Annotated in this window: 12 protein-coding genes; 7 read left to right on the plus strand and 5 right to left on the minus strand. The window is 58.8% G+C overall.

Annotation, left to right across the window (positions count from 1 at the left end; genetic code table 11):
* Positions 1–18: 18 nt before the first annotated feature.
* Both nosP and FMN52_RS12000 read left to right on the plus strand, forming a co-directional pair.
* Complete coding sequence (nosP, locus tag FMN52_RS11995) at positions 19–1,299, plus strand: nitric oxide-sensing protein NosP (protein ID WP_148608833.1); 1,281 nt, start codon at positions 19–21, stop codon at positions 1,297–1,299.
* Positions 1,277–3,538, plus strand: a complete 2,262-nt coding sequence (locus FMN52_RS12000) for a hybrid sensor histidine kinase/response regulator (protein WP_148609745.1) — start codon at positions 1,277–1,279, stop codon at positions 3,536–3,538. Before nosP ends, FMN52_RS12000 begins: the two co-directional genes overlap by 23 nt.
* Positions 3,539–3,649: 111 nt before the next feature.
* Here FMN52_RS12000 and FMN52_RS12005 read toward each other — a convergent pair whose 3' ends face one another.
* Positions 3,650–4,327 (minus strand): response regulator transcription factor, encoded by a 678-nt coding sequence (locus FMN52_RS12005; protein ID WP_148609746.1) that lies wholly within the window; start codon positions 4,325–4,327, stop codon positions 3,650–3,652.
* 370 nt (positions 4,328–4,697) lie between these two features.
* On the opposite strand from FMN52_RS12005, the gene FMN52_RS12010 reads away from it, so the two are divergent.
* From FMN52_RS12010 to FMN52_RS12020, 3 genes are read left to right on the plus strand one after another with little or no spacing between them, the layout of a single operon-like run.
* A complete protein-coding gene (locus FMN52_RS12010) occupies positions 4,698–5,651 on the plus strand; it encodes an ABC transporter substrate-binding protein (protein WP_148608834.1) in 954 nt (317 codons plus the stop codon).
* The gene (locus FMN52_RS12015) at positions 5,648–6,424 is read left to right on the plus strand and encodes an ABC transporter permease subunit (RefSeq protein ID WP_240339471.1); all 777 of its coding nucleotides are present in this window, start codon (positions 5,648–5,650) and stop codon (positions 6,422–6,424) included. Before FMN52_RS12010 ends, FMN52_RS12015 begins: the two co-directional genes overlap by 4 nt.
* Entirely contained in the window at positions 6,417–7,088 is a 672-nt protein-coding gene (locus tag FMN52_RS12020; protein WP_148608835.1) for an ATP-binding cassette domain-containing protein, read from the plus strand. Before FMN52_RS12015 ends, FMN52_RS12020 begins: the two co-directional genes overlap by 8 nt.
* An 87-nt stretch (positions 7,089–7,175) precedes the next feature.
* Here the strand turns inward: FMN52_RS12020 and FMN52_RS12025 are convergent, their stop codons facing one another.
* Genes FMN52_RS12025 through FMN52_RS12040 form a run of 4 tightly spaced genes read right to left on the minus strand, consistent with a single transcriptional unit; the run spans position 7,176 to position 10,892 of the window.
* Positions 7,176–7,982, minus strand: a complete 807-nt coding sequence (locus FMN52_RS12025) for an ABC transporter permease (RefSeq protein WP_148608836.1) — start codon at positions 7,980–7,982, stop codon at positions 7,176–7,178.
* 1 nt (position 7,983) lies between these two features.
* Positions 7,984–8,706: an ABC transporter ATP-binding protein gene (locus tag FMN52_RS12030; RefSeq protein WP_148608837.1), complete on the minus strand. Its 723-nt coding sequence runs from the start codon at positions 8,704–8,706 to the stop codon at positions 7,984–7,986.
* The gene (locus FMN52_RS12035) at positions 8,703–9,677 is read right to left on the minus strand and encodes a YVTN family beta-propeller repeat protein (protein WP_148608838.1); all 975 of its coding nucleotides are present in this window, start codon (positions 9,675–9,677) and stop codon (positions 8,703–8,705) included. Before FMN52_RS12035 ends, FMN52_RS12030 begins: the two co-directional genes overlap by 4 nt.
* A gap of 42 nt (positions 9,678–9,719) precedes the next feature.
* Positions 9,720–10,892, minus strand: a complete 1,173-nt coding sequence (locus tag FMN52_RS12040; RefSeq protein WP_148608839.1) for an ABC transporter substrate-binding protein — start codon at positions 10,890–10,892, stop codon at positions 9,720–9,722.
* A gap of 260 nt (positions 10,893–11,152) precedes the next feature.
* Between FMN52_RS12040 and pedF the strand changes: the two genes are divergently transcribed.
* Positions 11,153–11,581 carry a cytochrome c-550 PedF gene (gene pedF / locus FMN52_RS12045; RefSeq protein WP_148608840.1) on the plus strand — a complete coding sequence of 143 codons (429 nt, stop codon included), beginning with the start codon at positions 11,153–11,155 and terminating at the stop codon, positions 11,579–11,581.
* Positions 11,582–11,658: 77 nt separating this feature from the next.
* Entirely contained in the window at positions 11,659–12,615 is a 957-nt protein-coding gene (locus FMN52_RS12050) for a transporter substrate-binding domain-containing protein (protein ID WP_148608841.1), read from the plus strand.
* Positions 12,616–12,674 lie beyond the last annotated feature (59 nt).

Here is a 12,674-nt window from a genome sequence, read left to right on the forward strand (position 1 = left end):
CAGGAGGCATTTTAATCAATGGCTTACGATCATTTCGGCGCGCCTATTAAAAGCACTGAAGTCGCATTGGCTGCGTTTACGGATGCCGTAAAATCGGTGGAAAGTCATCCGTTTTCGGGACCTGCGTTTATGAAGCCAGCGACGACCCTGCCCGCGGTCCGGGTAGCGAGCTCCAGCGTTCGCGATCCGATGTTGGCCGCCACCAATCTCGCCAGTCAGCTCAGCCATGAGCATCTTGGTTGTGTGCTGTTCTTCTGTTCTGCGGAATACGATCTGGGTCGACTCGGTATTGCCCTTGAGCACAGCTTTCAGGGTGTGCGCGTATGCGGCTGCACGTCCGCCGGGGAGATTACGCCGGAGGGTTACGGTCGCGGGTGTATCACCGCCATCGGGTTTGACCGCCGCTATTTCGCCATCGACTGTGCGCTGATCCGGGAGCTGGATCGGTTCACTCTGCAGGACGCCCAGGGCGTAATCGATGGCCTGCTTTCTACCTGCCGGGACGCCAGTCTGGCGCCGGTCAAAGGCAACACCTTTGCCATCACGCTTCTGGACGGCCTCTCTAGTCGTGAAGAGCTTGTGCTGGCAACCCTCAACTCGGCGCTCGGCACCATTCCCCAGTTCGGTGGCTCCGCCGGTGATGATGAGCGCCTGGCCAACACCCATGTGTTCTATGACGGCCAGTTCCACACCGGGGCCGCCACGGTCCTGCTGGTGAACACACCCCTGGATTTTCGGGTCTTTTCCACACATCACATGGTTGAGCGCAGTGAAAAACTGGTAGTGACCGACGCCTGCGCGGAAAGTCGCACGGTCTTCGAGCTTAACGCCGAACCGGCCGCCGATGCCTATGCCCGAGCCGTCGGCGTGGATGTCGATGCCCTGGATCGCAAGGTCTTCGCGCTCAGACCCATGGGGGTGAAGATCGGCGGCCACTATTTTGTCCGCTCGGTGCAGCGGGTGAACCCGGACAAGAGTCTGACCTTCTACTGTGCGGTGGAAACCGGGATTGTGATGACGGCCATGGAACCGGAGTCCCTGCTCGACAGCGTTCGAACCCAGATTGAAGCGGCAGAGCGAGTCGTTGGGCCGCCTCTGGTTACCATTGGTTGCGATTGTTTCCTGCGGCGACTGGAAGCTGAACTGACGGGGGAAGTGGAAGCGGTTTCAGAATTCCTTCGCCATCACAATGTGATTGGCTTCAATACCTACGGCGAGCAGTTCGACGGCATGCATATCAACCAGACGTTTACGGGGGTGGTCATTGGCCAGCCTGATGTCCACTCCGGACAAGACTGAAACACTCGGCGGCGACGAGCGGGACCGGCGGATTGCCGAGCTTGAGACGGAGAACGAGCGCCTGCGGCGGATTCGCGATGCCCTGATTGTCCGGGTGGAGTCCGGCTCTGCCCACAAGCCGGAGCCCTACGCCGCCTTCGAGCACTCGGTGGTGCTTGCCGAGCAGGTTCGGGAGCGGACCGAGGCACTGAACCAGGCCATGGAGCAGCTCAAGGGCAGCAACAAGGCCCTGAACCGGGCCCGGGAAGAAGCCGAGACAACCCGCCAGAGACTGAGCGATGCCATCGAGAGCATTGCCGACGGTTTTGTGCTGTTTGATAACCGGCATTGCCTGATCCAGAGCAACAGCCGGTTCCGGAGTTACTGGCGCCATGCCGGTGTTGACGCGCCGGGCCAGGGTACCCGGATTTCAGACGTAAAGCGGCAGGCGGTGGCCTGCGGTCTGGTCCTGGAGGAACACAGCCATCCGGATTCGGAAGGCGTGGTGTTTCTGCTGGCCAACGGCCGCTGGGTTCAGGTTACCGAGAGACCGACCCGGGAAGGTGGGTTGGTGGTGCTCTATTCCGACATCACCGATGTGAAGAACAGCGAAATGGCCCGCCGGATCAAGGCGCTCGAAGAAAGCGAGCGCTGGATCCGGGTGGTGACCGACCATGTTCCCGCGCTGATTGCCTATATCGGGGCCGACATGACCATCCAGTTCTGCAACAAGGTCTATGAGTCATGGTACGGGCGCAAAGGCGAGTCGCCCCTTGGCAAACGTCTTAACGAGGTGCATTCGCCGGAGTTTTACCAGCGCCTGCTTCCCCAGATTCTCGATGTCATGGACGGCCACAACGTGACGTTCGAATTCGAGGAGACCGGTGAGCAGGGTGAGGTACGCCACATGCTGCGTTCCTACGTGCCGAATTTCGATGAGCAGGGCGATATCATCGGTTTCTTCGTGCTGATACGGGACATCACCGACCGCCGCAAGACCGCCCTGGCCCTGGAGCAGGCGTATGACAACCTCGAGCGACGGGTGAAGGAACGCACCGCAGCCCTGACCGGTCTGAACAATCAACTGCGTCAGGAAATCACTGAGCGGGCGGCGGTTGAGGCTCGTCTTCGGGATGCCAAGCTTGAGGCTGAACGGGCCAATCTCTCCAAAACCAAGTTCCTGGCGGCGGTCAGTCACGACCTGCTGCAGCCGCTAAATGCGGCGCGGTTGTTCACCAGTGCGCTGTTGGAACAGTCGTTCGGGCCTAAAGCCGAAGGACTGGTTCGTTCGGTGAGCACGTCCCTGGACGATGTCGAAAACCTGCTGGGTACCCTGGTAGATATTTCCAAGCTCGATGCCGGTGTGATCAAGCCGGATGTCACCGCCTTCGACTTGCGGGACCTGCTTAATAATATCGCCCGGGAGTTTCGTCAGATGGCCATGGCCGAGGGACTCCGGCTGGATTTTGTTGCCAGCTCCGCAATCGTTGAATCGGATTCGCAATTGCTGGCCCGGATACTCCGTAATTTCTTGACCAACGCCATTCGCTACACAGGGCAGGGACGCATTCTGCTGGGCTGCAGGCGCAGTGGTGATCATATGCTGTTGCAGGTGTGGGACACCGGCCCGGGTATTCCCGAAGACAAACTCACCGAGATCTTCCAGGAATTCAAGCGTATTCGCCCGGCCGGCTCACAGCCCGATAAAGGCCTGGGACTTGGTCTGGCCATTGTCGACAAAATATCCCGAATGCTGGGACACGAGGTGACGGTGAATTCCATTGAGGGCAGGGGGTCAGTCTTCAGCGTCCGGGTTCCGGTCGGCAAGCTGAAGCCACGCCAACCGGCGGCGGACCAGAACCGGGCCCTGTCTTTCGATAGCGGTCTTGGCGGTGCCCGAATCTGGGTGATCGACAACGACCAGTCTATTTGCCAGGGCATGCAAACCCTGCTCGAGGGCTGGGATTGTCAGGTAGTGACTGCGGTGTCCCTGGAGGATCTCGAACGCCAGCTGGATCCGGCCAGCAGTGCGGTGGACCTGATCCTGGCGGACTACCATCTGGATAACGATGAAAACGGCGTGGATGTGGTAGCGGAGATCAATGGCCGCCGAAGATACCCGGCACCGGTGGTGATGATTACCGCCAATTACACCAATGAACTCAAGCAGCATATCCGCCAGCTTGGACACCTGCTGATGAACAAGCCGGTGAAGCCCCTTAAGTTGCGCAGTGCGCTGAGTCATTTGCTCAGGAATTGAGGTTGCCGACAGGCGTCGGATTACGGCTGCGCCTAATCCGACCTACGCGGGGATGAGTGCTCCAAAGGTAGGTCGGATTAGCCAACGGCGTAATCCGACAAACACGCCACCTTACCGCTTCAAATACTGACTGAAATCCACATCGCTGGCGGACAGAATCGCCTGCACCCGGTTGTGTACCCCGAGCTTGCGAAGGATCGCAGACACATGCGCCTTCACTGTGGTCTCGGCGATGTTCAGGTTATAGGCAATCTGCTTGTTGGATTCGCCCTTGGACATGCGCTCGAGCACCAGCAACTGGCGGCGGGTCAGGGAGTTGAGCAGCTCCGGCGAAATAGGATTGTCTTCATTGCGCCTACGGCGCGTATTGCTTTCCTTGCCGGTTCGGATGATGTCCGAGGGCAGGTAAACATTGCCGTTCAGGATCTGCTGGATAGCCTCGGTCATCTGGGCCCGGGGCGAGGACTTGGTAATGAATCCGCAGGCGCCGTATGTAATGGCTTGCAGAACCACCTGCTTGTCTTCCTCGGCAGAGACAATCACCACCGGGATGGTCGGTGCCTCATTACGCAGCGTGATCAGGCCATTCAGGCCATGCATGCCGGGCATGTTCAGGTCCAGCAGGATCAGGTCCAGGTCGTCGTTCTCACGGGTAATGTCGAGAGCGCTGTCCAGATCGTCGGTTTCGATGATCTCGCTGCCCTCAAAGCCAGAGGCGATAACGCTACTGATAGCCTCGCGGAACAGTGGGTGGTCGTCGGCAATCAGAATCTTGTAAGCCGGCTCCATGGATGGGTCTACCTGTTTGTTTTCAGTATCTGGGATGGCTTCCGAATCATGATAGCGTTTTTCGGAAGCATGATGGCAGTTTTCGGAAGGGTAGTTCTCGGTAGAGAGTGCGGCATCGAGCTCGTTCAGCATGGCGGCCTCCTGTGCAGAGAATCGCCGGGGTCGGTCCCGATTCTCTGTTTATTATTGTCATGGTTTCATTACACGCCATCTTGGTCTCGGGTTGAATGCGACCATCGCACCAAAAAACAGGCACCAAAGTACTATTCTTGCCGGGCTGCGGGCTTCGTATCGTGGAGCAATGAGCCTACAACCAACAATAACGCCTGTTTCCCAACGCTTTCTCGCCGATCTCTGGTTCAAAAAGGGAATGGCCGCCCTGATATGTCTTCTCTGTAGTCTCGCAGGCAGTGTTCATGCCCGGGAAGGAGCGCCTGAGGTGCCCGTGCTGTCTGTCAGTGTGTTGCAGTTCGGCACTGCCCACTGGGAGCTTGACCATATCCTGCACCGGGGCTTGGATCGGGAGAATGGCTACCGGCTGGAATTGAAACCGGTTGCCAACCTTCCGGCCTCCAGGTTGGCGGTTACCAGCGGCTCGGTGAATGGCGCGGTGGCCGACCTGCTGTGGGCGCAGTCCCGGTTCCAGGCTGGCACGCCTTACCTTTATGTCCCTTTTTCTTCCCAGATCGGCGATATCGTCGTCGCTGAAACCTCAACAATCCGTTCGGTGGAGGATCTGGTGGGTAAACGCATCGGCGTTGCGGGCGGGCCGGACAGTAAGGGCTGGATACTGCTCAAGAAGGTCGCACAGCGGCAGGGGATCAACCTGGAGGAGTCCGCCGAGCTTCAGTTCGCAGCTCCGCCTCTGTTGAGCCAGGCGCTAAAACGCGGGCAGGTGGATGTAGTCGTTACCTACTGGCATTTCGCGGCCCGTCTCAGAGGCGAGGGCGACTGGCGATCGGCGTTCAGTATGGCTGACCTGCTCACTGAGCTTGATCTGGATCGCAGCCTGCCAGTGCTTGGCTATGTTTTTCCCGAGAGTTGGGCGAAAGACCATGGTTCTCTGATTGATGGTTTCGCAACTTCCCTGCGACAGGCCAAAGCCGAGCTGGCGGACGGTGAACCTCCGTGGCAGCGCTTGCGCCCTCTCATGGGCGATCCCGAGGATGGTGTATTCACCGCATTGCGTGAGGGCTTTGTCGCCGGGACGCCTGCGCCGCAAACGGACCAGAGAATCGCTGACCTGCAGCGTTTGATGACCCTCACAGGCGCCGACCCGGACAACCTTATGCCGGCCCATCTGTTTTACCGGAGGCAGCCGTGAAAGGCCGTTCCGGCCGCCCGCCGCTGTGGAGCTACTGGATAGTTCTGCCTTCGTTTGTCGTGCTCTGGGCACTGACCGCCTGGTTGCTCCAGTCGCCCCTGCTACCAACGCCCCTGAGTGTTCTGGATACCCTGATTCGGGAATCGGCTTCCGGCGAGCTCTGGCATCACCTGGGGGCTACCCTGGCCCGTGTAGTGGTTGCGTTTGTTCTGGCCATGGCCATTGGCACCGCCATCGGCATCGTGATGGGCCGTTCACAAACCACCAATGCCCTGTTCGATCCCTTGCTGGTGCTGTTACTGAACCTGCCGGCCCTGGTCACCATCATCCTCATGTATGTCTGGTTCGGCCTGGTCGAAGTGGCTGCCGTGATGGCGGTCGTGATCAACAAAGTGCCCAACGTGGCGGTTACCGTCAGGGAAGGCGCCCGCAGCCTCGACTACCGGCTTGAGGAAATGGCCACCGTATACGAGTTCACCCGCTGGCAACGATTGCGGCAAGTCTGGGTGCCGCAGCTGTTTCCCTACCTCATGGCCGCCACGCGGGGTGGTCTCGCCCTGATCTGGAAGATTGTCCTTGTAGTGGAACTGCTCGGCCGATCCAGCGGCGTTGGGTTCCAGCTGCACATGGCCTTCCAGGTATTCGACGTGGCAGCCATTCTGGCCTACAGCCTGGCTTTTATTGCCGTCGTCCAGCTGATCGAGCTGGCCATCCTGCAGCCCCTTGAGCGTCGATCCAGCCGCTGGCGTCAGCCGGAGGCTGCCCATGCTTGAACTCAGAATCGCCGGCCGCGATTTCGGCCAGCCGGTGCTCGGAGAGGTCTTCGCAACCATAGAAAGAGGCGATCGAATCTGCCTGCTGGGGCCCTCGGGTATCGGCAAGACCACCCTGCTGAATGCGATTGCCGGTCTTGATAAATCGGTGCCAGACGAGGCGGTTATTGGTCGCGGCAAACTCCGGGTGGGTTATCTGTTTCAGGAACATCGCTTGCTGCCGTGGCGAAGCCTGGATGCCAATCTGAGACTGGTGGGTGCCAGTGATCGGGAAGCCGAGGCCTTGTTGGAACAGGTGGGATTGTCCGGTTATGGCCATTACCTGCCGGACCAGCTGTCCCTGGGTATGGCCAGAAGGGCGGCCCTGGCCCGTTGCCTGGCGGTGAAGCCGGACTTGCTGCTGCTGGACGAGCCGTTTGCGTCACTGGACCCTGTGATGGCGGGTGAGCTAAAAGCACTGATTGCCGGAATTCTGGATTCGCATCCGGACATGGCGATGATCTGTGTTACCCATGATGGCGGGGATGCAGAGATCTTGGCGAACCGTCTGTGGTACCTGGATGGAAAGCCCGCCCGATTGCAGTGGGATGATCCGATTGGTGAACCCGGATTGATCGATGGGCTGCTTGGCAGGCTTCGTGGTCTGGACTTGACGGGCTCTTAGGTTGATCGACGGGTGTCCGGATGGCTGTCGGATTACGCTTTGCTAATCCGACCTACGAGGTCTGCACGCTGTCAGCCTTCCTCCGGATCAGGCAGGCTTGGAGGTCCCAAGTATCTTGGTCCTCTGAGGCCGGAAGCCGGCTGTGGCAAGCAATGCCAGAACCACAGTGACACCCCCAGTAATCCCGTAAGCCATCGGATTCCACTCCAGATACAGCGAGAACCGGATCGCCTCCACTGCGTGAGTAAACGGATTGAACTGACAAATCCAGTACAGCCAGGGACTGGCTTCGTTCATACGCCAGAGCGGATACAGCGCCGAGGACATGAAGAACATCGGGAAGATGACGAAGTTCATCACCCCGGCAAAGTTCTCCAGTTGCTTGATCCAGGTAGCAATGAGCAAACCCAAAGCACCTAGCATCAGACTGGTCAGGATCAACGCCGGCAACACCGCCAGGTAGCCCCAGAGTGGTGGCTCCACATCCACCAGCAGCGCCAGCAGCAGGAACACATACACCTGGCCAATGGACACAACGCCCATGGCCAACAGTTTGGTGACCAGCAGGAAAGGTCGTGGCAGGGGGCTCATCAGCAGCACCCGCATGCTGCCCAATTCCCGGTCGTACACCATGGACAGAGCGCCCTGCATACTGTTGAACAGGATGATCATGCCGCACAAGCCCGGAGCGATGTAGGTCTCGTAGGTGATGTAGGTCTCGTAAGGCGGGATGATGGAAATGCCCAGCACTGCCCGGAACCCGGCGGCGAACACCACCAGCCAGAGCAGTGGGCGCACCAGGGCGCTGGCAAAGCGGGTGCGCTGCTGCCAGAATCGCAGCCACTCCCGGGTCTGGATGCCCACAAAACAGTGCCAGTAGTGCGCTGCTTTCATATCAGCCGGCTCCGGTCAGAGAATGGAAAGTTTCGGCCAGATCCCGGGTGCCTTCGGCCTCGCAGATGGCCTGGCCATTGCCATCGGCCAGTAACTGGCCCTGGTGTAGGATCAGCACCCGGTCGTCTTCACTGACTTCTTCGATCAGGTGAGTAGCCCAGAGTACGGTCAGGCCGTCTTCTTCGCACAGGGTTCGGACGTGCTCGTTGAGCCCTTTGCGGCTTGCTACGTCCAGTCCCACGGTCGGCTCGTCCAGTAACAACAGGGAAGGGTTGTGAAGAAGAGCCCTTGCTATTTCCACGCGCCGGCGGTGACCGCCGTTGAGCTGGCGGACGGCATCGTTGGCCCGGTCCAGCAGGTTGAAGCGTTCCAGTTCCTGGTCACCCCGAACCCGAGCTTCTTTGCGGGACAAACCGTGTAACGCCGCGTGGTATTGCAGGTTCTGCCGCACAGTCAGGTCCAGGTCCAGGGCATTCTGCTGGAACACCACGCCGATCTGGCGCATGGCCTCCGCCGGCTGTTTTTTCAGTGATTGGCCACCCAATAGAATATCGCCCTGCTGGAGGGCCAGCAGGCGGGTAAGCAAACCAAACAGGGTTGATTTGCCGGCGCCGTTGGGCCCGAGCAGGGCGTGAAAGCGGCCGGAGGTCAGCGCAAAGCTGACCTCCCGGAGCACCGGCTTGTCGCCGTAGTGAAAGCTGAGGGTGCTGGCTTCGATGGTCATGAGGTCGGATCGATGACCACACCCCAGGGGTAGCGGCCCACCTTGATGGATTTGATGACCTTCATGTCCTCCAGGTTGATCACGGACACGTCCCCGGAAACGCCGTTGGTGGTGTAAAGATGCGTCTCGTCCTTGTCGAGATCCAGCTGCCAGACGCGTGCACCCACCAGCAGGTAATCCAGAACCTCATAGGTTTTTGCGTCGACTACCGCCACATGATTTGAGGGGCCAAGCGCCACAAACGCGTACTTGCCATCGGACGTCAGTTCGATACCTACCGGCTGTACCCGGTCCTGGTTCACGCCGGGCACTTTGAAAGACATCTCGTGGATCTGCTCCAGGTTGTCGACATCGATGATGTGCACGGTGCCGCCGATTTCCGCAGAGGCCCATGCAATCTTGCTGTCCCGGCTGAATTCAACATGGCGAGGCCGCTGGCCTACAACGATGTTCTTTTCGATCTCGAAGGTCTCGGTGTTGATCCAGTGCAGCATGCTGGTGGTTTCGGAGGTGTTCACGGCCCACTTGCCATTCGGGCTCACCGCCATGCCCTCCGGCTCGATACCCACATCAATCTGGGCGAGCACCTCTTTGCTGTCGACATCCACCACGGTCACGATGGCGTCGTCCTCGTTGGCGATGTAGAGATGCTTGTTGTTCGGGTGCAGCGCGAATTGTTCCGGATCTTCACCGGAAGGCAGGGTGTCGACAATCTTGCGGGTAGCCAGATCCAGCACCTGAACCGTGTCATCGTCGCTGGCGCAGATGTAGAGCTTGGTGTAGTCCTTGGAGAGCAGGATGCCTCGGGGCCGCTGGCCGACGTCGATGGTTTCAATCACTTTCTGCGTTTCGGTATCGATCACCGACAGGGTGTTGTCCTTCTCGTTGGACACATAGGCTACGCTGGCCAGGGCCGGTGTGGACAGGCCGATCATCGCGGCCAGGGCGGTGCGCTTGAACAGGGTTTTCATCGTGTAGCTCCTTTTTGTTGTATCCGGTAAGGCGACATCGGGTTAGCCGTTGATCCGGCACTCACTTTCGGGGCGGTCGAAACCCAGGGTGTCCATCTGGCTGTTGGGATGGAGAAAGCCTTCGAAGGGTGCGCGCGCCACCAGTCCCCGGGGATGGACCAGAGGAATCGGTTGTCGAAGCTGGCCATTCCAGTCGCGGAAGGTCAGCTTGCGGCCCTTGAATGCCGCCAATTGGAACTTGTCGCTGAACAGGAAATTCCGGATGTCTATGGGACTGGCAGAGTTCAGGTCGGTCACCGCCGTGCCGATTGTGCGAATAGCGGTCCATGCCGCATAGTCTTCGTTGTTCATGTCCCGGCCGCCCAGCTCGCGAAAACGATTCTGGAGTTGGGCGGCGCCCCAGCTCTCCACTACCCGATGCCAGGTGACAGGTGACATGCCCTGGGTACCGACTACCGGTCGCGGTAGCCAGGTGTTGAACGGCACGTACTCACCAAAATCCCCGCGAACATCGGCGACGACCACTGCGTCGTAATCACTGGCCTGGGTAAACAGCGGCAACTCCTTCGAGGCGGTGCGTCGCAAGTCGGCGTCAAAGGTCCAGGGCTTGTCTTCGACAATCTCCAGCCCGAAGCGCTTGGCCGAACGGCGGAAGGCATCGGCCCAGCCCTTGTCGGCCTCGGTCGGCCCGGTAATCAGAAACACCTCATCCCAGCGCCGCTGGTTCAGCCACTGGCCGAGAGCGTCCGTGAGCATGGAATAGCTGGGCATGGTGTGCAGCAGGTTCACGTGGCACTGGCCGGTGCGCAGGGCATCGTCCTTGGCGCCGGCGTTGAAAATCAGGGTGTTGTCGCCTGCCTTTTCGGTGAGGGTTTTCAGCGTCGAGGCCGGCGCGTTCACTACAAACAATTCCAGTCCGTCCCTGCGCATGGCTTCAAACGCTGCGATGGCGGCTTCTTCGGTATCGGCAACGTCACTCTGGAGTGAGTAGGTCTGGCCCAGAAACTTGCCGGTGGTGCTGTTGTCGTTGATGCCCAGTTCGGCACCTCTGAGGCCGGCATCCTCCGGCTCGGGAATGACATTGGAAAGCACCGGCCCCTGATCCGGAACCCATTGCAGGTAGCCAATCCGCACATCCAGAGCCTCCGCTTTTAACGGGCTTGCCGCCGCCAGTGTTAGCAGTGAAGTGGCCGCTGCCTTGGACAGAAAAGACATGGGATTCTCCGGTTTGTTGTTGTGCTTCCAGCTTATGGAAGGGGGAAACGCCCGGGAATATTCAGAAAGTAGGAATCAGGCAGTACCAAAGGATGAGATTTCCGCTCGGGGGCCAAAAATCTACTACCAAGGAACTAAGCCAAAACCCCCAAAGTGGCATTCGGATTGGAGAAGGGGATTCCTAGACTAGAGGTCAGCAAGTTGGCAACTGACAAATCCAATAGCCAACCACGGGGAATCCAATAACAGAGGTAAGACCAATGGCACTGTCCTTTTCACTCAAAACAATCGTGGCTGCGGCCATGTTTGGCCTGGCCGGCTTCGCTATTGCGCACGGCAATGTCACACCACAGGAAGTGGATACGGGCAATCTGCCGGAGCTGGGCGATGACATCCGCATTGAGAATCCGTTCCGTGAAGGCAATGAATTCGGAGAGTTCAACCCTCAGGCCGTCAAAATTGGCGAAAGTGCCTACGCCGGCAACTGTGCCGCCTGCCATGGCATCCGGGCGATGTCTGGAGGTCTGACACCGGATCTGCGGGAACTGACCGAATGGGACGACGAGTATTTTATCAATCGCGTCCGCAACGGCACGGATCGGGGTATGCCTTCCTGGAAGAAGAGCATGGACCAGAATGCCATGTGGGCAATCCGCTCCTATGTGGAATCCCTGCCCAAGCCGGAGTGATGAAAACCGCCCTTGCCAAAATGAATGCCTGAATTCGGGCCGGCCTTGTGTCGGCCCTTCGTCGTTGGGAGAAAATGATGAAAATATTGTCTCGGATGCTTGCCCTGTTGTTGTTCGCCCAGCTTGTGGTGGCCCAGGAGGTGAACGACGGAAACGAACTCCTGAACCGACCTGCGGACCGCACCTACGACATCATTCTGGATTCTGGCTACCTGAAAGTCGGCGTCTACGAGAATTTTCCGCCGTATTCCTACCAGGTTGATGGTGACCCCAGAGGCATCGATATCGAGCTTGGTCGTCGGATCGCCAAGGCAATGGGCGTTGAATTCAAAGTGCACTGGATAATCCCGGATGAAAACCTCGGGGACGACCTGCGTAACAATGTCTGGAAAGGGCACTACCTGGCCAAACAGCGGCTTGCTGACGTGATGCTTCGGGTGCCCTACGACAAGACCTACGCCTACATGCAGGATTCCACCGGCGAGTACATCAACGAACAGGTCGTTCTGTTCGGCCCGTATCAGCAGGAAACCTGGCAAATTGCCTACAACCCCGAGAAGCTCGATGCCGTCGAAACCGTGGCGGTTTTTCAATACAACCGTATTGGCGTCGAGATAGATACCTTGCCTGATTTTTACCTGACCTCCGCGTTCGGCGGACGCATGCGGGAGCAGGTTCGCCATTACACCAATGTGGCCGACGCGTTCGAGGCCATGCGCAATGGCGAGGTAAGTGCCGTGATGGGTATGCGTTCGGAGATCGATCACGAACTGGCCAAATCCGAGAACGCATTGTTCGAAGCCGCTGGTAATGGGTTTCCGGGTATCGGCAAACAGGTATGGGATGTGGGTATGGCGATCAAACACACCCATCGCCAACTGGGCTATGCCCTTGAAGCCATCATCGACAGGCTGGTGAAGACCGGCGAGATGAACGAGCTGATGACCAGCCAGAAACTCCGCTACAGCGTGCCGGGCTATTACCGGGAATTTCTGGATGAGCAGGCTATCACCAGGGCTGAAGGGAAGCTCTGAGGATTTGCCCCGAACGCCCGGGCCGGAAGATCCGGTGTAGTCGTACTACCAAGTGATGA

The organism is Marinobacter sp. BW6 (genome assembly GCF_008107725.1).
Taxonomy (GTDB): Bacteria; Pseudomonadota; Gammaproteobacteria; order Pseudomonadales; family Oleiphilaceae; genus Marinobacter.